The 20,844-nt window shown below is 61.8% G+C and carries 22 protein-coding genes; 6 read left to right on the forward strand and 16 right to left on the reverse strand.

The annotated features are described in order from the left end of the window. Nucleotides 1-53 precede the first annotated feature (53 nt). The 4 genes from M2360_RS10510 to M2360_RS10525 form a co-directional block, all read right to left on the reverse strand. Complete coding sequence (locus tag M2360_RS10510; protein ID WP_280775078.1) at nt 54-1,283, reverse strand: MFS transporter; 1,230 nt, start codon at nt 1,281-1,283, stop codon at nt 54-56. A gap of 19 nt (nt 1,284-1,302) precedes the next feature. Further along, complete coding sequence (nusB, locus tag M2360_RS10515) at nt 1,303-1,785, reverse strand: transcription antitermination factor NusB (protein WP_280775079.1); 483 nt, start codon at nt 1,783-1,785, stop codon at nt 1,303-1,305. A 3-nt stretch (nt 1,786-1,788) separates the two neighbouring features. Next, a complete protein-coding gene (gene ribH, locus M2360_RS10520) occupies nt 1,789-2,235 on the reverse strand; it encodes a 6,7-dimethyl-8-ribityllumazine synthase (RefSeq protein ID WP_280775080.1) in 447 nt (148 codons plus the stop codon). Nucleotides 2,236-2,363: 128 nt separating this feature from the next. After that, a complete protein-coding gene (locus M2360_RS10525; protein WP_280775081.1) occupies nt 2,364-2,861 on the reverse strand; it encodes a cupin domain-containing protein in 498 nt (165 codons plus the stop codon). Nucleotides 2,862-3,028: 167 nt separating this feature from the next. Here M2360_RS10525 and M2360_RS10530 point away from each other — a divergent pair, with 167 nt between their 5' ends. Continuing rightward, nucleotides 3,029-3,493 (forward strand): hypothetical protein, encoded by a 465-nt coding sequence (locus M2360_RS10530; protein ID WP_280775082.1) that lies wholly within the window; start codon nt 3,029-3,031, stop codon nt 3,491-3,493. A 244-nt stretch (nt 3,494-3,737) separates the two neighbouring features. Next, complete coding sequence (locus M2360_RS10535) at nt 3,738-4,172, forward strand: hypothetical protein (protein WP_280775083.1); 435 nt, start codon at nt 3,738-3,740, stop codon at nt 4,170-4,172. Between the two features lie 53 nt (nt 4,173-4,225). Here M2360_RS10535 and M2360_RS10540 read toward each other — a convergent pair whose 3' ends face one another. The 5 genes from M2360_RS10540 to glyA form a co-directional block, all read right to left on the reverse strand. Beyond that, nucleotides 4,226-4,834: a riboflavin synthase gene (locus M2360_RS10540; protein ID WP_280775084.1), complete on the reverse strand. Its 609-nt coding sequence runs from the start codon at nt 4,832-4,834 to the stop codon at nt 4,226-4,228. Nucleotides 4,835-4,852: 18 nt separating this feature from the next. Further along, nucleotides 4,853-5,953, reverse strand: coding sequence for a bifunctional diaminohydroxyphosphoribosylaminopyrimidine deaminase/5-amino-6-(5-phosphoribosylamino)uracil reductase RibD (ribD, locus tag M2360_RS10545; RefSeq protein ID WP_280775085.1), 1,101 nt, complete (start codon nt 5,951-5,953; stop codon nt 4,853-4,855). A gap of 3 nt (nt 5,954-5,956) precedes the next feature. Then, the gene (gene nrdR / locus M2360_RS10550) at nt 5,957-6,436 is read right to left on the reverse strand and encodes a transcriptional regulator NrdR (RefSeq protein WP_280775086.1); all 480 of its coding nucleotides are present in this window, start codon (nt 6,434-6,436) and stop codon (nt 5,957-5,959) included. 140 nt (nt 6,437-6,576) lie between these two features. Further along, nucleotides 6,577-7,896 carry an adenylate/guanylate cyclase domain-containing protein gene (locus M2360_RS10555; protein WP_280775087.1) on the reverse strand — a complete coding sequence of 440 codons (1,320 nt, stop codon included), beginning with the start codon at nt 7,894-7,896 and terminating at the stop codon, nt 6,577-6,579. Between the two features lie 251 nt (nt 7,897-8,147). Then, a complete protein-coding gene (glyA, locus tag M2360_RS10560) occupies nt 8,148-9,437 on the reverse strand; it encodes a serine hydroxymethyltransferase (RefSeq protein WP_280775088.1) in 1,290 nt (429 codons plus the stop codon). Nucleotides 9,438-9,711: 274 nt separating this feature from the next. Here glyA and M2360_RS10565 point away from each other — a divergent pair, with 274 nt between their 5' ends. Both M2360_RS10565 and M2360_RS10570 read left to right on the forward strand, forming a co-directional pair. Then, nucleotides 9,712-10,947, forward strand: a complete 1,236-nt coding sequence (locus M2360_RS10565) for a glycosyltransferase (RefSeq protein ID WP_280775238.1) — start codon at nt 9,712-9,714, stop codon at nt 10,945-10,947. Between the two features lie 62 nt (nt 10,948-11,009). Next, complete coding sequence (locus M2360_RS10570) at nt 11,010-11,603, forward strand: biliverdin-producing heme oxygenase (RefSeq protein ID WP_280775089.1); 594 nt, start codon at nt 11,010-11,012, stop codon at nt 11,601-11,603. Between the two features lie 70 nt (nt 11,604-11,673). On the opposite strand, the gene M2360_RS10575 is transcribed toward M2360_RS10570, so the two are convergent. The 3 genes from M2360_RS10575 to M2360_RS10585 all read right to left on the reverse strand — a co-directional run bounded on the left by M2360_RS10575 (nt 11,674) and on the right by M2360_RS10585 (nt 14,376). Continuing rightward, nucleotides 11,674-12,975: a L,D-transpeptidase family protein gene (locus M2360_RS10575; protein WP_280775090.1), complete on the reverse strand. Its 1,302-nt coding sequence runs from the start codon at nt 12,973-12,975 to the stop codon at nt 11,674-11,676. Nucleotides 12,976-13,280: 305 nt separating this feature from the next. Beyond that, nucleotides 13,281-13,790, reverse strand: a complete 510-nt coding sequence (locus M2360_RS10580) for a MarR family winged helix-turn-helix transcriptional regulator (protein ID WP_280775091.1) — start codon at nt 13,788-13,790, stop codon at nt 13,281-13,283. Nucleotides 13,791-13,953: 163 nt separating this feature from the next. Further along, nucleotides 13,954-14,376, reverse strand: a complete 423-nt coding sequence (locus M2360_RS10585; RefSeq protein WP_280775092.1) for a DUF6163 family protein — start codon at nt 14,374-14,376, stop codon at nt 13,954-13,956. A gap of 151 nt (nt 14,377-14,527) precedes the next feature. Between M2360_RS10585 and hemB the strand changes: the two genes are divergently transcribed. Then, complete coding sequence (gene hemB / locus M2360_RS10590) at nt 14,528-15,541, forward strand: porphobilinogen synthase (RefSeq protein ID WP_280775093.1); 1,014 nt, start codon at nt 14,528-14,530, stop codon at nt 15,539-15,541. On the opposite strand, the gene M2360_RS10595 is transcribed toward hemB, so the two are convergent. Then, on the reverse strand, nt 15,499-17,571 hold the full coding sequence (locus M2360_RS10595; protein ID WP_280775094.1) for a sensor histidine kinase: 2,073 nt from the start codon (nt 17,569-17,571) through the stop codon (nt 15,499-15,501). The two genes, hemB and M2360_RS10595, sit on opposite strands and share 43 nt — an antisense overlap. Before the next feature lie 68 nt (nt 17,572-17,639). Between M2360_RS10595 and M2360_RS10600 the strand changes: the two genes are divergently transcribed. Then, nucleotides 17,640-18,332: a response regulator transcription factor gene (locus M2360_RS10600; protein ID WP_280775095.1), complete on the forward strand. Its 693-nt coding sequence runs from the start codon at nt 17,640-17,642 to the stop codon at nt 18,330-18,332. A gap of 285 nt (nt 18,333-18,617) precedes the next feature. On the opposite strand, the gene M2360_RS10605 is transcribed toward M2360_RS10600, so the two are convergent. From M2360_RS10605 to M2360_RS10615, 3 genes are all read right to left on the reverse strand, one after another. Beyond that, nucleotides 18,618-19,505 carry a DMT family transporter gene (locus tag M2360_RS10605; protein WP_280775096.1) on the reverse strand — a complete coding sequence of 296 codons (888 nt, stop codon included), beginning with the start codon at nt 19,503-19,505 and terminating at the stop codon, nt 18,618-18,620. Between the two features lie 6 nt (nt 19,506-19,511). After that, nucleotides 19,512-20,282, reverse strand: a complete 771-nt coding sequence (locus tag M2360_RS10610; RefSeq protein ID WP_280775097.1) for an arginyltransferase — start codon at nt 20,280-20,282, stop codon at nt 19,512-19,514. A gap of 94 nt (nt 20,283-20,376) precedes the next feature. After that, nucleotides 20,377-20,844 (reverse strand): RDD family protein, encoded by a 468-nt coding sequence (locus M2360_RS10615; RefSeq protein ID WP_280775098.1) that lies wholly within the window; start codon nt 20,842-20,844, stop codon nt 20,377-20,379.

A 20,844-nucleotide genomic window follows, 5' to 3' on the forward strand; every position in this document is an offset into this window, starting at 1 on the left:
TGACTCCTTGGACGTCAAGGGTCAGGCGCGAGGCGGAGCTTCGAAAGAGAAAATTAATCTTTGGCGGAAAGGGCGACGCGTCCGGCCCGCCCCTGGATCGCCAGAAGGGCAAGCCCGGTCAGCGCCAAGGGCCAGACCGGCAGGATCATCGCGTCCCAGCCATAACGGGTGAAGATCTGCCCCGAAGCGAAGGACGACAACGCCACCATGGTGAACAGGATGATGTCGTGATAGGCCTGCACCTTGTCGGCCTCGCTCGGCCGGTAGCTTGACGCGACGATGGCGGTGGAGCCGATAAAGCCGAAATTCCAGCCGAAGCCGAGCAACACCAGCGCGCCCCAGAAATTCCAGAGTTCGATGCCCGTATGGGCGATCGCCGCGCAGAGCATGAGGATGACAAGCCCGCAGGCGACGATCTTTTCGGCGCCGAAGCGCTTGATCAGCGCGCCGGTGACGAAACTCGGCCCGAACATGGCCAGCACGTGGAACTGGATGCCGAGCGTGGAATCGTCGGTCGAATAGCCGCAGCCGACCACCATGGCCAGCGGCGCGCCGGTCATCATGAAGGTCATCAACGCATAAGAGGAGACGCCGCAGAACATGCCGGTGAGGAATCGCGGCTTGAGGACAATGCCCGAAAGAGGCCGCGCGGTTTCAGCATTGGGCGCATTCTTGTCATGCACGGGCGGCAATTTCAGGAAGACGAGAATGCCGGCCGCCAGCAGCCCCATCGGCGCAAACGCGACGAAGGCGCCGGCGAACAGCACCGGTTCGAACAGTTCCTTGGTGGCGATGGCGATCTGCGGACCGGCAACCGCCGAGACGATACCGCCGGCGAGGATCCAGGAAATCGCCGACCCCTTGTAGAAGGACGGCGAGGCGTCGGCGGCGGCGAAGCGGAATTTCTGCGTGAAGCCGCCCGACACGCCGGTCAGCGCCAGCCCCGCCACCATCAACCAGAAATTGCTCTGAAAAATCGCAACGGCGGCGATCAGGCCGCCGAACGCCGTCAGCAGCGCGCCGATGATGAAACTGAGCTTGCGGGCGAGATAGCGCGACAGGATCGCCACCACGATCGTGCCGATCGATACGCCGATATTGAAGCCGGTCAGCGGGGCGGTGGCGAGCGACTTGTCGTCGCCCAGCATCTGATAGGCGGCAAGCCCGCCCATGGCGAAGGTGATCGGCGGCGCAGACCCCAGAATCGCCTGGGCGGCGGCCAGCAGAAACACATTGCGCCGGGCAAGGCCCAGTTCTTTTTCCAGACCTTCCACCGGCGCCATGGCAAAAATTCCCTATTCTTTACTTCTTGTCGATCCGCAGCTTGCGGGCGACGGCGTCGAGCACGGCGTTGACCAGCTTCGGCTCTTCCTCGGCGAAGAAAGCGTGAGCGATCTCGACATATTCATTGACGATGACAGGCGTCGGCACATCCTTGCGCTCGATGATCTCGAAGACGCCGGCGCGCAGGATGGCGCGCAGTGTGGCGTCGAGACGCGAGAGCGGCCAGCCTTCGACGAGCGAATCCGCAATCACCGGATCAAGCGCGCGCTGATCGCGCACCACGCCCGCCACTATCGAACGGAACCAGGACGGATCCGCCTTGAGATACTGATCGCCATCAAGTTCCTGGCCAAGCCGGAAATTCTCGTATTCGGCGACGATTTCCAGCACGCCCGTGCCTGACAGCTCCATCTGATAGAGCGCCTGGACGGCGGCGAGGCGAGCGGCGCCGCGCTGATTGGCGGGCTTGACGTCACTGGTGTTCTGCGTGTCGCTGGCCATGATTTATGCGCCGAACTTCTTCTTGAGGCCGATCATGGTGAGGGCGGCGCGGGCGGCGAAGCCGCCCTTGTCGAGTTCCGAACGCTTGGCGCGCGCCCAGGCCTGTTCCTCATTCTCGACGGTCAGGATGCCATTGCCGATCGGCAGGCTTTCGCTGACGGCGAGATCCATGATGGCGCGGCAGGATTCGTTGGAGACGATGTCGAAATGATAGGTCTCGCCACGGATGACCATGCCGAGCGCGACGAAACCGTCATATTCCGTGCCGCCGTCTTCCGCGCCGTCAAGCGCCATGGAAATGCAGGCCGGGATCTCCAGAGCGCCGGGCACCGTCACCACGTCATAAGTCGCGCCGGCTTCCTTCAGCGCTTCGGTGGCGCCTTCCAGCAGGGCGTCGGACATATCATCGTAAAAACGGGCTTCAACGATCAGCAGATGCGGATTTGACATCGTGTTTCCTCGGGATGGGGATGCGGCCTTGGCGGCGCGAAATTTTGTCGGGTCAAATCACTTATGAGCCGCGAAGGCAAGCAAATTCAAATCAACGCCCTGCAAACCGCGTGCAAAACAGGCATTTATCAGGCTCCCGGCTCTCCCGCCCAGTAATCGACTTCGCCCTCCTTCATGCGGATCTCGCGAAACCGCGCCTTGCCATCGGCGCCCTTGGCGCGGGCGAGAAATTTCCCGGAATCGGGATATTCGGCGATTTCCAGCTCGGCCATGCTGGAGATGGCGAGATAGCGCAGCGGACCATTGCCGGTGTTGATGATCTGATGGGCGGTATCCGGCCCGCCCGCCGGCGCGCCCAGCACATCGCCCGCCTTGAAAGGGAATCGATTGGCGCCAAACCGATAGACACCCTCGCCCTCCAGGATCACGAACATCTCGTCCTCGGCGTGATGATTGTGAAACGGACAGGCCGATTTTCCCGGCGGCACAACGGAATAACCGCAACCGAGCGCCGTCAGTCCAAGCCGCTTGCCGATCACCGCGTCCTCGGACTGGTAGAGATCGCCCTGCGAAAAAGGTTCGGCCGCGGCCTCCGCCAGACGGATCACCGGATTAAACTCGGACATGCGCGATCTCCTTGCAGCTTAAAAATCCAACCTATCTCCACTGGAACGGATGATAAAGCTGCAATCAGCGGCCATAGATCTCGATTTTTCATGCAACCATCGCGGACTCAGATCGTTGGACCTATGCAAACGGAAGATTTGCAAGGAAACACGAAAGGAATACAGACATGGCGAAACTCACCAATCTCGTCCTCGCGTCCGCCCTGGCAATCGTCGTTCCGGCGGGAGCCGCAATGGCCGATGACGGCGGCAAGAATTCTGGCGCAGCCGGTAAAACCAATTCCAACTCCTCCGTCAAAACGGGCCAATCTCAGGGCTACAACGAAGACGGCGTGATTGATCCGACCACAAGCGGCTCGGTGACCAACTCCACGGGCGGCGGGACCATGCTTGGCGCAAGCGACCTGAACTCCTGGAGCGGCGACAATGTCTCCGTGGTCAAGCTCGACACGATCACCGATGAAAGCCGTCGCACGCAGCTCGAAGGCGCAATGGGCGGAGCCGATTTCCAGTCGGCCATGACCTCCAATAGCGCTATCAAGAGCAAGCTCGACGCCCAGAACATCAAGGCAGACGACGTGGTGGCCGCCGAACGCGGCGCCGATGGTCAGTTGATCGTCTATGTGCGCTAACGGCGCTCGACACGACTGATGTCAGATATGGATTAGAGCCTCCGCGACCCGTCGCGGGGGCTTTTTTACGTCCGCCAACATGACGAATAATTTAGGCGAGACGCCGAAGACGTAATGTTACTCAAGGCCTTCCGGCGAAAATCCGCCGGATTTCGATGCTGTATTGGCATGGTCGACGCGACGGTGGACCGGATGACAGATCCCCCGCCGCAAGGGAATGGCAACCATCGAAAGGAGATGCGCCATGAACCGCCTTGCAACGTCAGCGCTTGTCGCCACGCTTACAGCCGCCTTCGCCCTGCCCGTCTTCGCCGCCGAACATCGCGGCGGCGAAATAGACCGGAGCGCCAGCACCCATGACGGGCTGGATGACCAGCAGCCCGCCGGACCTCGCCTCACCTTCGCGTCTTCCGAAACCCACCAGATCGGCCAGATTCTCAAGCATTGGAAAGGCGGAGCGCTCACGGTGACGCCCGTCGCCTCGCTCGATTCCAGCGCCGAAGGCACGGTTATCGAACGCAACCGCGCCGACAATCCCAAGCATGTGGCCATGCTGCAGAAGACCGTCGAACACAATACCGCCCTGCTGAAGACGCTGAAATCCGACGGCGTCGATGTCTCCACCATCGTCGGCGCAGATCGCGCAGCGGATGGCGGCGTGACAATTTATGTCGACTGAACACTTACGAGGGAAAGAACGGCTCCCGCGTCGTCAGGCGCGGGAGGTTTGCGTCAGTCCGTGAACTCCGCCAGCCGCGCCGCGTAGCGCGCCATAGTGTCGACTTCGAGATTGAGCTTGTCGCCGGCCTTACGTTCGCCCCAGGTGGTGACCTCCTGGGTGTGGCGGATGATCAGCACGTCGAAATCAGTCCCATCCACCTTGTTGACGGTGAGCGAGGTTCCGTCGAGCGCCACAGAACCCTTGGGCGCGATGAACTTTGCGTAATCGCGCGGCGCGCGGATGGTGTAGCGGGTGGCGTCGCCTTCCTGGGTGACCGCGATGATCTCGGCCATGGCGTCGACATGGCCCGAGACGATATGGCCGCCGAGTTCGTCGCCGATTTTGAGCGCCCGTTCGAGATTGAGCCGGGTGCCCACGCCCCAGACGCCGGCGGTGGTGAGCCGGAGCGCCTCTTCCCAGGCTTCGACCTCGTGCCAGGCTTCATTGGCGCCGGTCTCGGGCAGGCGCGTCACCGTGAGGCAGACGCCGGCATGGGCGATGGATGCGCCGATCGCGATCGTCGCGGGATCGTAATGGGTGGCGACGCGCAGCCGCACGCCTTCATTGAGCGGGGTGACTTCGGTTATTTCGCCGATATCGGTAACGATGCCTGTGAACATGATGCCCCTCTCGCGCGCTCAGCGCAGATCTGAAACTTCGGCCTTGATATAGTCAGCCATCCAGTCCGCGCCAAGCGGCTCGCGCATCCTCAGACGGAAGTTGGCGGGAACGGTCTGTTCGGTCAGCGGCGACGGCACGCCGCCCTCGCCGACGATGACAGGCGACGTGAACAGCAGGATGCGGTCGGCAAGGCCGGCGCTGAGAAAATCCGAGGCCACCCGGGCGCCGCCCTCGACGATCAGCGACGATAGTCCGCGACGGCCGAGTTCATCCAGAAGCGCGCCAAGATCGGCGACGGGCAGCACGTCCACGCCGGCGAACTCCAGCGCCGCGCGACGGGCGGCGAGCTCGGGCGCATCGGCATCGACAGTGACCGCGATGACCGGCACGTCACGCGCCGTAGTCGCGAGTTTCGAGGTCAGAGGCAGCTCCAGCCGCCGGTCGAGCACCAGGCGCATTGGTGAACGGTGTTCATAACCCTCAAGCCGGCATGTCAGCTCCGGATCGTCGGCCATGGCCGTGCCGATCCCCACCAGGATGGCGTCGCTTTCGGCGCGCAGCAATTGGGAGCGGGCGCGGGCCTCCTTGCCGGTGATCGCCACCTGCCCCTCGCCGCGCCGGCCGATCATGCCGTCTGCGGAAACCGCAAGCTTCAGAATCACTTGCGGGCGTTTGTTGCGCTGGCGGTGGAGATAGGCTTCAAGCACCGCGTGCGCTTCCTCCTCGCCGACGCCCGAGACCACCTCGACGCCGGCCGCTTCGAGCATGGCGAGGCCGCGTCCCGAAACCCGTTCGTCCGGATCGGTGATCGCCACCACCACGCGGGCGATCCCGGCCGCGATCAAGGCTTCGGCGCAAGGCGGGGTCTTGCCGTGATGCGAGCAGGGTTCGAGCGTCACATAGGCAGTGGCGCCGCGAGCTTGCGCGCCCGCCTCCTTCAAGGCCTCGGTTTCGGCGTGGGGACGGCCGGATGCGGCGGTCACACCTCGCCCGACGACGTCGCCGTCGCGGACGATCACGCAGCCGACGGACGGGTTCGAGCCCGTCAGCCCGAGATGGCGGCGCGACAGCGCTGCCGCCTCGGACATAAAGCGCTGATCATCCGCCGCTGTTGTCATGGATCAGCGTTCCTCGGCAGGATCGCGGGCGATCTTGGCGGTGATCTGGGCGATCGCGGCGGAAAAATCCTCGATATGAGTGAAATCGCGATAAACAGAGGCGTAACGCACGAAGGCCACGTCATCGAGGCTCTTCAGCGCTTCGAGCACTTGCAGGCCGAGATCTTCGGAACTGATTTCGTTTTCACCCGAGCTTTCAAGGCGGCGGATAATGCCCGAGACGGCGCGCTCGATGCGGTCACGATCGACAGGCCGCTTGCGCAGCGCGATATCGAAGGAGCGCACCAGTTTCTCGCGCTCGAACGGCGCCTTGCGGCCAGATTTCTTGATCACCATCAGTTCGCGCAGCTGCACGCGCTCGAAAGTGGTGAAGCGACCGCCGCAATCGGGACAGATGCGACGCCGGCGGATGGAAGAGCCGTCCTCAGCGGGACGCGAGTCCTTCACCTGCGTGTCTTCGGAATTGCAGAACGGGCAGCGCATGTCATTTCACTCATCATCTTGTGCGCCGGAGGCGACGCAGTCCCGAAATAGCGGTCGGAACGGCGTGCGACAAGAGGCAAGGGCTACGAACTCCCAGAAGCTTTGATCAACACTGCGTTGAACGACGCCTCCAGGCGGGATCACGCCGTCCAGGCGTCGGTCGGCTCGCTTCGGCCTTTCAGCACCAGGCCCTTATGAAGCTGCATGAGGGATCGATAGCGGTCACGCGCGATCTCTTCCGTCACAGCGTCCATGGCGGCGGCGCTGACGACGATGCGGCTGGAAAGCGCGCGGGTGGCGGTTTCCAGCCGGGACGCGACATTGACGGTGTCACCCAGCATGGCGAATTCCATGCGCCTGCTGTTGCCGACATCGCCCAGAATCACTTCGCCGAAATGGACGCCGACGGACAGCCGGATCGGCTCAAGCCCCCTTGCCTGACGGACATCATTGAGCACGGCGATCCTGTCCTGCATGGCGAAGGCGGCTGCGATCGCATTGGCTGCATCGGAAGGGGAAGTTTGCGGCGTGCCGAAGCTCGCCATCAGGCCGTCGCCCATAAATTTGTCCAGCGTGCCGCCATGGGAAAACACCACCTCTTCGAGCGCTGCGTGAAATTCCCTGAGCATGGCGATGACCTCGTCGGGGCTGCGCCCTTCGGCATAGCGGGTGAAGCCAACGATGTCGGCGAACAGCACCCCGACCTCTTGGGCGCGCACGCCCCCCATCGGCTCGTCCCGCCGCGCCAGTTCCTCCACCATGTTGGGGGCGAAATAGCGGGAGAGATTGGCGCGCTCGGCGGCAAGACTGGCCTGGCGTATGAGCAGTTTGCTCATACGCTGCGATTTCAGCGCCAGAATGAAGGCGACGAGGATGATGACCACGGCCTCTTGCACGCGGCTGTGAATCTCAACGCTGTTGGGGTCGAGCACGGCGAAGACGCGGTCATAGCCTGAAAGCGCCTCGCCCACTTTTTCCGTGAGGTCCGGATAGGTGGTTCCGAACAGCATGACGACAATGGCCGCCGTGAGCCACATCAGCGCAGCAGTCGCGCCGATGCTGTGAACAGTGCGCCAGCTATAGGCCAGCGACCCGGCGGCGAGGAAAATGAAGAAATAGACGAAGCCATCGAAACGGAACTGGAAAGCAGTCGGCCAATGGTCGGCCGCAAACGGGTTGGGAACCGTCAGCGTCAGGGTGAGCAGCAGGAGATCGGCGCTTATCAACAGCAATTCCCGGCGGGACTGGCCGACCCGGGCTACCCGCAACTGCGCAATGCCGATCACCACGAAGAGAACCAGCAGCGCCTCGTAATAAAGCACTTCCAGGCGCGGATTGACGAAGATCAGCAACAGACCGACGACGGCCAGGGTCCAGGTGCGCGCCCATGTCGCGATGCGCTGCCCCTCCATCTTCTCGACATGCAGCGCTTCTGCGAGATGCGGATTGCGCAGGGCCATTTGCTCCTCGGCGATCCGCGTGCTCCAGGGGCGTCGGCCCCAGAGAGCTGATAGGCGCGACAGGAGGCCCGCAGGTTCGCGCGATACATGTTGGTCGATTGAACGCAGATCCACATTCGCCCCCCGTTTCCTGAGACTTTAGCATCGCCGCCGCGATGCGTCATCCGAGGGTTGGGAGATAAGGCCCATATGAAAAAACCCTCCCCGTTGCCGGAGAGGGTTTCAGAGTGCGGCGCGAAGGCCGGACAGTCTTACATATAGGAATACATCGGGAAGCGGTTGGTGAGTTCAACCACCTTGCCGCGCACCGAGGCTTCAACGGCCGCATTGCCTTCGTCGGAATTGGCGACCTTCAGGCCGTCGAGCACTTCGACGATGAGGTTGCCGATTTCAGTGAATTCGGCTTCCTTGAAGCCGCGGGTGGTGCCGGCCGGGGTGCCCAGACGGATACCCGAGGTCACGAAGGGCTTTTCCGGATCGAAGGGAATGCCGTTCTTGTTGCAGGTGACATAGGCGCGACCGAGAGCGGCTTCTGCGCGCTTGCCGGTGGCGTTCTTCTTGCGCAGGTCGACCAGCATCAGGTGGTTGTCGGTGCCGCCGGAGACGATGTCGAGATTGTGGCCGATCAGCGTGTCGGCCAGAACCTTGGCGTTCTTCACCACCTGGGCGGCGTAGTCCTTGAATTCCGGCTTCAGCGCTTCGCCGAAAGCCACGGCCTTGGCGGCGATGACATGCATCAGCGGGCCGCCCTGCAGACCGGGGAATACGGCCGAATTGAACTTCTTGGCCAGATCCTCGTCATTGGTGAGGATCATGCCGCCGCGCGGGCCGCGCAGCGACTTGTGGGTCGTCGAGGTCGCGACATGGCAATGCGGGAACGGCGACGGATGCTGGCCGCCCGCCACGAGGCCGGCGATGTGGGCCATGTCGACCATCAGGTATGCGCCGACCGAATCGGCGATCTCGCGGAAGCGCTTCCAGTCCCAGATACGGGAATAGGCGGTGCCGCCAGCAATGATCAACTTGGGCTTGTGCTGCTCGGCCTTCCTGGCGACGTCGTCCATGTCGAGCTGGTGGTCTTCTTCACGCACGCCGTAGGAGACGACGTTGAACCACTTGCCGGACATGTTGACCGGCGAACCATGGGTCAGATGGCCGCCCGAATTGAGGTCGAGGCCCATGAAGGTGTCGCCGGGCTGCAGCAGCGCGAGGAACACGGCCTGGTTCATCTGCGAACCGGAGTTCGGCTGAACGTTGGCGAAGTTGACGCCGAACAGCTTCTTGGCGCGCTCGATGGCGAGTTCTTCGGCGATGTCGACGAACTGGCAGCCGCCGTAATAGCGCTTGCCCGGATAACCCTCGGCATATTTGTTGGTCATGATCGAGCCCTGCGCTTCGAGAACGGCGCGGGAGACGATGTTTTCAGAGGCGATCAGCTCGATCTCATGGCGTTGACGGCCAAGTTCCTTCTCGATCGCACCGAAGATATCCGGATCGGAATCAGCAAGACTACGGGTGAAAAAGGCGTCGTTCGCGCTCATGTCTGTCTCGTCTTTCTTGGGCTCGGGATGACCTTATACCGTCGTTCCGCCGGACCGGTTCATCGCCGGCGAGCCGCAGGTTTCGGGCTGAAAGGGTCTTAGCGATTGCGGCGCGTCGGGGCAAGACGGATTGCGGCGGCGAATGCCATGCTTGCGCCGCCCCTGTCGTTCCCAAGGCGTTTCAGCGCGACAAGCCACGGATGCGGATTGCTTGACAGGACGAGACTTTCCGCAAATGGTGCGCGCAATTTCAGCCAGGGGATTTCCCGTGACGATGCAAGCGCCTTCGAAAACCCACCGCATCGAGATCTTCTATTTCGACGCAGGCGGGGGGCATCGCAATGCGATGACGGCGCTGACCCGGCTGATCGAAAAAACCCATCCGAACTGGGCGGTAACGCCAGTCGACTTGCAGAAGCTGCTCGAACCGGTCGACCCCGTTCATCGGCTGACGCAGAAAATAACCGGCTCGCTCAAGAGGATCCTGCTGCCGGTCGCTCCGCGTCTGCCGATCGCTCCCATCCAGGCGCAGGACATCTACAACAACGCGCTCAAGCGCGGGGCGACACGCGGGCTTGGCACGATCCTGCCGATCCTGCAGGGCTTCATCCGTCGTTACTCCGCCGATATCGAGCGACTGCTGGCGGCGCGTTGGCGCGCGGAGCCGCGGCCGGATCTCGTCGTGTCGGTCATTCCCAATTTCAACCGCGTCATGCACAGGGCGTTGCAGACATTCGACGCGTCGATCCCCTATCTCACCGTCATCACCGACTTGGTCGACGCGCCGCCACATTTCTGGATGGAGGATCAGGCGCAATATATCGTCTGCGGCACGCCGAAAGCGGCTGAGCAGGCCCGCGCCACCGGCTTCTATCGCGACTCGGATGTTTTCGAAGTCTCCGGCATGATCCTCAAGGATGCGTTCTACCAGCCTCCCGCCCCGCATGCCCTGACGCGAAGCGATCTCGCTCTTGCGGAAGACCGGTCGACGGCGATGATCATGTTTGGCGGCAACGGCGCCCGGCGGGCGACATTGACCATTCTCGACCAACTCGAAAAATCGGCGACAAAGGTGCAGTCGATCGTGATGTGCGGCAAGAACACCGCCCTGCAAAAGGCGTTGCAGGGGCGGCCGAATTGTTGCGCAGTCGGTTTCGTGCAGAATGTGCCAGATTATATGCGGCTCGCCGATTTCCTGATCGGCAAGCCCGGCCCCGGCAGCATCAGTGAAGCCGTTCACCTTGGCCGTCCGGTGATCGTCGAAGGCAACGCCTCGACCATGCCGCAGGAGCGGCCTAATCTCGACTGGATCCGCAACAACGGCGTGGGACTGGTGGTCAAGAGCTTCCGCAAGGAGATCGCGGGGGCTACCGAGCGAATGCTCGCAGACCTGCCGCGCTTTCAGGACAATATCGCGCGGAATCTGCCGGAGAATCGGGCGGTGTTCGAAACCGTCGAGATCATCGGCAGAATCCTCGACGAGACGGCGCTAGACCGCAGCGGCTCCTGAAAGACGGAACCCGAGCAGGACCTGCGGCGTTTCGTCGGGTCAAATCGGATTTCGGGACAAGCATGACAGATCTTCAAGCGACGCTGCGCTTTCAACTCCGGCGGAAAACGGCAGATCTTCACCACAGGCTGGACACGCGCATCGGCGCGTTCAGGACGAGAGCGGATTACGGCTGTTATCTCCGATCCGCCGAACTCTTCCGCCGACTGGCGGAGCCGGAGCTTGCGGCGGCGACCGAGCGGGGATGGTTCGGAGACTGGCGACCAGGGCTTGTCCATGACGCGTTGTTGGCCGACCTCGACGATTGCGGGCTGGCGCCCGCTCCCCATGTCGAGCGCATTATCCCCTTCGAAGATCCGGCCCAGGCCTGGGGCGCGCTCTATGTGGCGGAGGGCGCCTCGCTCGGCGCGATCATCTTGCTCCAGCGCGCCGAAGCGATCGGCTGCTCCGCAAGCCTCGGCGCCCGCCATCTCGCGGCGCAGGCCCAGCGTTCGACGCCCTGGCCGCGCTTCACGGCGCTGCTCGACAGCCGGACCGATCTCGATTCAGAACGGATGGTGGACGGCGCGCGCCTGATGTTCGTCGCCGCCCTCGCCTGCTTTGCGCCGACCTCTGCATGCTCCGAACCAGTGAAGACAGTCGCTGCTATCGCCTGACGCAGGACAAGAAAAAACCCGCCTTCGTGATGAAGAGCGGGTTTCTGTTTTCCATTGATCGTCGAACGCTTTAGTTCGCGACCACCGGCTCCTGGTTCAGGCCGGTCTGAAGCGCCAATTCCTGGGCGCCGTCCATCTGGTAGATGTCGTCGCGGAACTGCACGATGCGGTCGCGGGCAGACCAGGCGGTCACATATTTGAAGTAGATCGGCACTTCAGTCTGCAGCGGGATCGGGTTGTTCTTGCCGGCCTTGATCGTCGCTTCGATCTGCTGACGCGACCAGCCCGGCGTATCGCGCAACAGCCAGGTCGTCAGGTCGCGGACGTTTTGAACACGCACGCAGCCAGAGGATTCGAAGCGAGACAGCTTGTTGAACAGGCCCTGCTGGGGCGTGTCGTGCATATATTCGCCGTTCGGATTGTGGAACTCGATCTTGGTCGACGCCATGGCGTTGATCTTGCCCGGGTCCTGACGGAACATCAGGTTCGGGGCCTTGTCGGCGAACCAGTCGATGGTCGTCGGATCGACTTCCGTACCCTTGCCGTCGAACAGACGGATCTGGTTCTTGGTCAGATAGGTCGGGTCCTTGCGCATCAGCGGCACGATGTCCTTTTCGACGATCGAGCGCGGCGCAGTCCAGTAGGGGTTGAGCGTGATCTGATAGATCTTGGAATCGATGATGTGGGTCGGGCGCGAGAGGCGACCGACGATGGCGGTGTGACGCTGGGCGACGCGATTGTTCTCGACAGCCTCGATATAGGCGGCGGGAATGTTGACCATCACATAACGCTGGCCGAGATCGGTGTTGATTTCCTGAACGCGCGCGAGGTTGGTGCGCAGCTGCATCAGGCGGATGTCGGCCGGCACGTTCATCGCCTTGATCGTGTACTGGCCGAGCACGCCGTCAAGCGGCAAACCGTGGCGGGCCTGGAAGCGCTTCACGCCTTCTTCCACCAAGGAATCATAGGAGCTCGAAATACCGGCGCTGCGCGACAGGTCGCCGGAAATCATCAAGCGTTTGCGCAGATCGGCAACCGTGGGGTCGTTGACGCCAAGCCGGAGCTTCTGAGCCGGATTGACCTGCGGCCACCCGCCATTGGCAACGACGGTTTCATAGTCATAGACCGCCTGCTGAATATTGGCGGCGGCTTCCGGGCCGAAAATCGGATTGTTGGACATGACGGCGGCGGCGGTGCGCGACGCCTTGGCGTCGAACTGGTCGTCCCAATTGCCCCGGCGCGGGGCGTTGATGATCTCGTCGATGGCAACATCCGCCATGGCGGGACCCGCAACGGCCGCGGCTCCGGCAGCGGCTGCCGCGCCGAGGAACTTGCGTCGAGAGAGGGATGCCAGATCGAACTTTTCAGACATTATTTCGCCTTCCGATGTCTCGTTTTCATTGCGCCTGGGGATGCGCGACGTAAAATCTCAACAAATGGGATGTGCGGACCTTCTGCCTCGGCAAGAAGTCTACAACAACCTCAATCAGAAGCTTTCGACGCAAATGCCCCATTCGTGCCAGTCTGTGTGGCTGGGATGTCACGATATTGTGGCCGATTTGTGCCTCGGACAAATCAAGAAAACGTTAGCGGAAGGACTGACCAAGTAAAAAAACGCCGAAAACCGGGCGGCAGGGAAGGCGCCCGGTTCCAGCCTGGAAGTCTGAGACGACGCCCTTACAGGCGATACATGATCGAGTCGTTCCAGAAGCGGTCGAGACGCTGCAGCAGCTTGTTCATCTGGCTGAATTCGTCCTGGCCGATGCCGCCCACCTTGTGGATCGAGCCAACATGGCGGTGATAAAGCTTGGCCACGGTCTCGGCGATTTCCTGGCCCTTGGGCGTCAGCGAGATGCGGACCGAGCGACGGTCGACGCGCGAACGGGAATGGTTGATGAAGCCCATCTCGACCAGTTTCTTAACGTTGTAGGAAACGTTCGAGCCCATATAATAGCCGCGCGAGCGCAGTTCGCCGGCGGTGAGTTCGGACGTGCCGATGTTGAACAGCAGCAGGGCCTGAACGGCGTTGATGTCGTCACGGCCGGAACGGTCGAATTCGTCCTTGATGACATCGAGCAGACGGCGATGCAGCCGTTCGACGAGATGGACGCTTTCGAGATAAAGATTGTGGATGACCTGGTCCTGGGGGTCGGCGACCGGCGCTTGAGCCTTGAGCTTAGTGTTCATTTTTCTGCCTCGCTGTTTGCTGGCGGTTCTTGTTTTTTTGATCCCGCCTTATGAAAACCAACCTAGCGACCACCGATAAAATTCTACTTAAATCACATGCTTAACGGCCCGTTATGTTTACGAATGGCAGTTTCAAGGTGAACAAGGGCTTACTGCCGCCGGTTCAACGAAGCTCTTTCGCAGCCGGCTTCGCAAGCAGGCCCCAAAGCCTCAGAAGCAGGTAGGTCAGCGCGATCAGCGACACCAGCGCCACCTTCAGCGGCTCGATATCGAAGGTTCCAGGCATGGCCTGGTGCAGGCCGATTTCCATGATGGCGGCGACACCCCAGATCACCGGTCCCCAGGCGCCGCGCAGCCAAAGACCGACCGCGGCCACGGGATAGAGCACCGCCAGCGTGCCCCGCGCCGCCTTCATATCGGCGTCGAGCAGGTCGAAACGCCCTGCCCCGGCATGATGGTAACCGATCAGATCCGCCCAGATGAGCAGCGCGAACCACAGCGTTCCCAAGGCAACGAGCCTCAGGAACACGGTCATCAGCAGGTCCGGCAAAGGCGGCCGGGGCGCGGGTATCGGCAGATCGGTCATGTCCCACAATTAGACGATGCCGCCCTGAAAGGCCAGCCATGCGAGACCGCACGGCGGACGATCCGCCGCAGACAGGGACGCCGCGCCGCTTTGCACACGACCGGTCTTTTATGCTAACCCGCCTGTAATCGGAGATTTGAGAGGCGCCGCCATGACCGACAAGACCCACCTCGTCGACCACATCACCGGACACCGGCGCATGCGCCGCAACCGCAAGGCCGATTGGTCCCGCCGGCTGGTTCAGGAGAACCGCCTGACGGTGGACGATCTGATCTGGCCGATCTTCCTGGTCGAGGGCGTGGGCATCGTAGAGCCAATCGCGGCCATGCCCGGCGTCAACCGGCTGAGCGTCGACAAGGCGGTGGAGGCGGCGCAATTGGCCGCCGATCTCGGCATTCCCGCGCTCGCAACTTTTCCCAATATCGATCTCGACCTCCGCGACGATCATGGATCGGAGGCGCTCAACGCCAACAATCTGATCAACCGCGCCACCGAAGCCATCAAGGCCAAGGTCGCCAATATCGGCGTCATCACCGATGTCGCGCTCGATCCCTTCACCAGCCATGGCCATGACGGAATCTTGCGCGACGGCGAGATCGTCAATGACGAGACTGTGGACCAGATCGTCAAGGCCGCCGTGGCCCAGGCCGACGCCGGCTCCGACATCATCGCGCCGTCGGACATGATGGACGGGCGCATCGGCGCGATCCGCAAGGGGCTCGACGCCGCCGGCCATCAGAATGTCGGCATCATGTCCTATGCGACGAAATTCGCCTCCGGCCATTACGGGCCTTATCGCGAGGCGATCTCCACAGCCGGCCTGTTGAAGGGTGACAAGAAGACCTATTACATCGATCCGGCCAATGGCGCCGAAGCGTTGCGCGACGCCGCCCTCGACGTCGAGGAAGGCGCCGATATGCTGATGGTCAAGCCCGGCCTGCCCTATCTCGACATCTGCTGGCGGATCAAGGAAGCCTTCGGCCTGCCAGTCTACGCCTATCAGGTCTCCGGCGAATATACGATGGTCAAGGCCGCCGCCGCCAATGGTTGGATCGACGGCGACCGGGTAATGATGGAGCAGCTTCTCTGCTTCAAGCGCGCCGGCTGCGACGGCATCCTCACTTATTTCGCGATCGAGGCGGCGCGGATCCTGTCGAAATCCTGATCCGACCGGCAAACGACCGGCAGATCCAGGATGGCGCGGGTGCCGCCTTCCGGATTGTCCATGAGCGTGAGCGCGCCGCCATGACGGCGGGCGATCGTCGCTGTGATATGCAAGCCGAGCCCCATCCCCTGGGTATTGGCGCTGTTGGACGCGCGAAAGTACTTCTCCGTCAACAAGTGGCGTTCCGCCTCCGGCACACCGATTCCCCAATCGGTCACGCACAGGCTGAGCGACCGCCCCGAACTCTCGACATCGACATCCACAGGCGAATCAGGCGCTGAGAATTTCAGGGCGTTTTCGACCAGGTTGATCACGGCGACGCCGAGAAGATCGAGGTCCACCGCTATGAAAAGATTCCGGTCCGCCTCCAAACTGTTGAGACGGACCGGACGTTCAGGAAACGTGTCGCGCAGCATGGAAAACAGAATGCCGACCGCGACCTCGTAGTCGAGCATCTTCAGCCGCGGGCGCGCCGCAGCTCCGTCGATTCGGCTTCGGTGGAGACTGACATCGATCAACTCCACCAATCGACCGATCGCGCGTTTTATCCGGTCGATCCTTTCGCGATTGGCGTCGTCGTTTGACGCCAGCGCGCGCGCGATCGAGGCAACGCTGTTGGACACCACCGCAAGCGGCGTCCGATATTGATGCGAGATAACATCAAGAAAGCGCACCTGTTCCGCCTGGGCGTCCCGTTCAGCCTGGAGCGCGGTCTCGGCGGCCTCTTTGGCGAGCCGCAGTTCGGCGGTTCGTCGCTCCACAAGCGCGATCGCGCTTCTTTCCGCCGCCCGCGCAACGTCCAACGCCCTCATCTGGGCGATCGCACGTTCGCTCTCGGCCTGTCGGGTGCGCCGCGCGAGCGAAAGCTGCATATACAGGATGAAGAACAGCACCGCGATTTCGAACGCGAAATCTGACCAATGGGTATAGGGCGAAAGCGCTGTCAGGCGGAGCGCGACGACGACCATGCCGATCAGCAGGGCTCCGAAAGCGGATGTGGCGATGCCAGCGCCTGGTTCGCGCTTGAATGCAAGCCAAGCATTGCCCAGGAAGCCTGACGCAAACACGGTGACGGCCGAGAACATGACCAGCGGAGCAACCATCTGATAGCGGTCGATCAGCGTCATGGCCAGGGTAAAGAGCGACAGAAGCGACGACAACAGCAGGGCTTTCGCCAGCCAGGGAAAATGTTTTGACGCCCGCATCTGTCCGCGGATGAACAGGCTGGCCATGCAGAGGCAGATGCTGCTCGAAGCGCCGCCGACGGCGTCAACGACAGGACCTCCCCCGATCGTCCATTCCTCAAACAGCAGGCCGACATAGCAAAATTCGTTGACGGCGAGCGCTAGAAGCGCAACGGCGTATTGCAGGAACAGCCGCTCTTTCAACCCGCGCCAGATCAACAGATTGGCAAGCCCCGAAAACACCAGCAGGGCTACAAATCCGCTGAAACGCGCCGCATCGAAGGCGGCATGCTGGATCATCATTTCGGCCGAACGCAGCCAGCCCGTCAACGCCAGCGAACTCGTGGTGCGGACTCGGATCAGGATTTCGCTTTCGCCCCGCGGCGCGGTGACCGGAATGATGTTGCTCGTGGCCACGACAGGCCGCAGCCGGCGGGGATGGTGATCGCCCAGCAGAACCGAGGAAAAATCGTGTTCGCCCTGTTCCCAGCCGAGCCCCGGCGAGAAAACCTCGACATCGTTGAGAACCATGGGTTTCAGTTCGAGAAACAGTTTGCGTGGATAGAGATCCCTGTTGTCCAGCAGAACACGCACCCAGATCGTGTCGTTGCGGTAGCCGAGCGCCAACGCGCCGCCGGCGGGCTTGAAACGGGCTGCGATCTCGGGCCGGTCAAGATCCGCAGGCTTCAGCGCATGACCAGGATCGACAAGAAAATCCATGTTCTTGTCGATCGACATCTGGGTGAACTGCTTGTCGATAACGGCCGGTTCAGCCGAGGCAGCGCCGGAAATACCGACCATCAACAGGAACACCGTCCATACGGCCAAGCGCTTGAGAATTAGCATTGCTTATTACGCTCTCAGAAATTATCTGTAAAATATAGGGCTGAGCTCATCATTTTCCGGATAATGTTATGGCAAAAGTTATAATCGTGGAAGACGACATCGAACTGCGCGAGAGTCTGATCGATTATCTCACCCAGTGCGGCCATGATTTGCAGGGCGCTGGCAGCGCCATAGAATTCTACCAGACGCTGTCCAGGGAAGAATTCGACGTGGTGATCCTCGACGTCAATCTGCCGCATTATGACGGACTGTCGGTGGCGGCGCATCTTTCCGAAAGCAGCGATGCGGCTATCATCGTGATGACCGTGCAGGGAGCGATCGCGGATCGCGTGCGCGGCTACAAGGCCGGCGCGGATCTCTATATGGTCAAACCGGTGGATTGCGAAGAGCTGGCCGCGGCTGTCGTGGCGCTGTCGAAAAAGCGCCGGAAATCGGACCGCGCGCCGGAACCTGGCGGCGGCGTCTGGAGGCTCCATCTGTCGGAATTTCAGTTGACCGCGCCGTCGGGCCGCTGCGTGGATCTCACCCGCAACGAAGTCCGGGTTATGGAGCTTGTTTCCGCCCAGGCCGGCGCGATCGTGTCGCGCGGCGACCTCATGCAATTCATCAGCAAGGGCTCCATCGATCCGGACAGTCGCGCGCTCGACGCGGCTATAAGCCGCCTGCGGTCCAAGGTGCAGGCGGAATGCCAGGCGACACTGCCGCTGCAAACTGTCCAGAATGCCGGCTTCGTCTTCGCCGGCGATATCCGCATGGTGTGACCTAGAGCGTGTTTCAGCTTATCAGCCTCATTCTGTTGGTCCAAACCGGGATGATCCGCAAGGAGAAGGGCGCAGGTCGTAGCTAATGCTACGGCCAAGCCCTCCGACGATGCGGGCGCCCGGTTTCGACCAACCCTTCGGGCCGGATGAATTTCGGCCACTATCTTCGGCTTTTGGCTCCGCCGTACATCTGGGTACGCCCTCGCCAAAAGCCTTGATCCTGACCGAAATTGATCCGGCAGAATGAGGCTGATAAGCTGAAACACGCTCTAAGACAGGCGCCGCTCAGGGCTCGGCCGTCCGCTGCCGCCTCTGCCTGACGATCGATTGTGTGGAATGCGCCCCGAGCGCGGCCAGAATGATCGCGCCGCCCAGCAAGGTCGGCGTTGTCGGCGTTTCCAGAAAAATGAACCAGACCCAAACCGGAGCGAGAACCGTCTCGAGGAGATAGAACATGCCGGACTCCGCCGCCGACAGATAGCGCGGACCGGTGGCAAGCGCCCAGAATGCAAAGGGCGTCAGAATGAGGCCGTTGAAGATGATCCAGCCGGGATGCTCGATGGTGAAGCCCACCTTCATCGAGACGGCGGCGCCGGCAATGGCCGGAATGATCGCCGCGACCAGCGGCGTGAAGCTGAAATCGATACGGCTGGCGCGACTGACGGTCAGGGCGCCGGCGATCGACAGAGCCGACAGCCCCGCCATGAGATCGCCGAACAGATGGCCGCTTTCGAGACCGTCGCCGACGATGATCAGCACGCCGATCGTCATCGCCGCCATCGCAGCCCAGGTCGCCGCGTCAGGTCGTTCACGCATGAAGATCCAGGACAACAGCGCGCCGAACATCGGGTTGAAGGCCAGAATGAAGGCGACATTGGCAGTGGACGTATTGAACACCGACAGCAAGAAGAAGATCGTCGAGGCGCCATAGAGCAAGGCGACGAGCACTCCGCGCCAGTCATGAAACAACGCCGGCCCCTTCCCCCGTTTTGCCCTGATCACCGACCAGACCACGAGGGCGACGAGAACCGTGAGAATGCTGCGCACGAACAACAGCGCCCAGACGCCGCCTTCGGCAAGCCGCAGGATCGGAATGTCGAAGGACAGAGCCAGCCCACCGAGAAAGGTGATGATCACGCCCTTGGCGTGCGGGGTCAGCGATTGAAAAGGCATGAAATTCTACCGGGCCTCGTTGGACGCAGAAGGCTCGTACAGCGTCCAGCCCTGGTTGAGAAGATGCTCCTGCGGCAGGAAGCGCGTCTTATAGGCCATCTTGCGCGATCCCTGCACCCAATAGCCGAGATAGACATGCGGCAGGCCCTTGGCCTGCGTGCGTCGGACATGATCGAGAATCATGAATGTCCCGAGCGATCGCAGTTCAAGATCGGGATCATAGAAGGAATAGACCATCGACATTCCGTCGGCCATCATGTCCGTCAACGCCACGGCGACCAATTGGCCCGTTGGCGGCGAGCGCCAGCCGTCGCCTTCGGTCCGCAGCCGGTATTCGATGATCCTGGTGTTGACATGGGTATCCTCGACCATCATCGCATAATCGAGCACCGACATGTCCGACATGCCGCCCTGAGTGTGCCGGCTATCGAGATATTTGCGAAACAGGGAAAATTGTTCGGTCGACGGTTCGGCGGGATATTCCCGACCGACCATATCCTCGTTGGCGGCGAGCACGCGGCGCATGGAGCGCGTCGGCTGGAATTCGTCTGCGAGGATGCGCACGGAAATGCACGCTCTGCAGGTCTCGCATGCCGGCCGATAGGCGATGTTCTGGGAGCGTCTGAAGCCACCCTGGGTGAGGATGTCGTTCATCTCCGGCGCGCGCTGCCCGACAAGATGGGTAAACACCTTCCGCTCCACCTGCCCCTGCAGATAGGGGCATGTGGCTGGCGCCGTCATGAAAAACTGCGGGGATGGGTGCGCCTGCGTGTTCATGCTGTGTGAAGATTCTCACCCTTTGCTCCGGCCAACAGGATAGATCACTTCGCCGGCTTGTAAAAGCGCAATCGTCGCGGGATGCTTCCTGCCCTCAGTATTGGGGAGCGGCCAGCCGGCTTGCCCGGACCAGCACAGTTCCCAGCGCCATGTCATGAAGCAGGCGCTTGCGGTTGGTAAACAGGCCGACCAGCAGGATGAGCGGCGTCAGAAACGAATTGAGCACCCAGAACAGAATGACATGTAGGAGACCGGTCATGAAATCGATACGGTAGCCGCTGTCGCTCAGAAGCGTCAGATCCATCACGCGCATGCCGGGCGTAGCCTGGGCGCGGGAGGACAGCGACAGCGCGAAATACAGGCCCGCGACGACGAAGAACAGAACTGGAAACAGATAAAAGGCGAGACCCAGCGTCAACACCCCGAGAATGAACACCAGCACCGCCGCCGGCAGCAGCAAAAGGCAGACCAGCGCATAATCGATCACGAAAGCCAGCATGCGCCGGCTGAGCACGCCATCCAGGGCGGCGGCGGCGAAATCTCGGTCGAGGGCGTTGGTCAT

It is taken from the genome of Rhizobium sp. SG_E_25_P2, assembly GCF_029892285.1.
Lineage (GTDB): Bacteria > Pseudomonadota > Alphaproteobacteria > Rhizobiales > Rhizobiaceae > Rhizobium_E.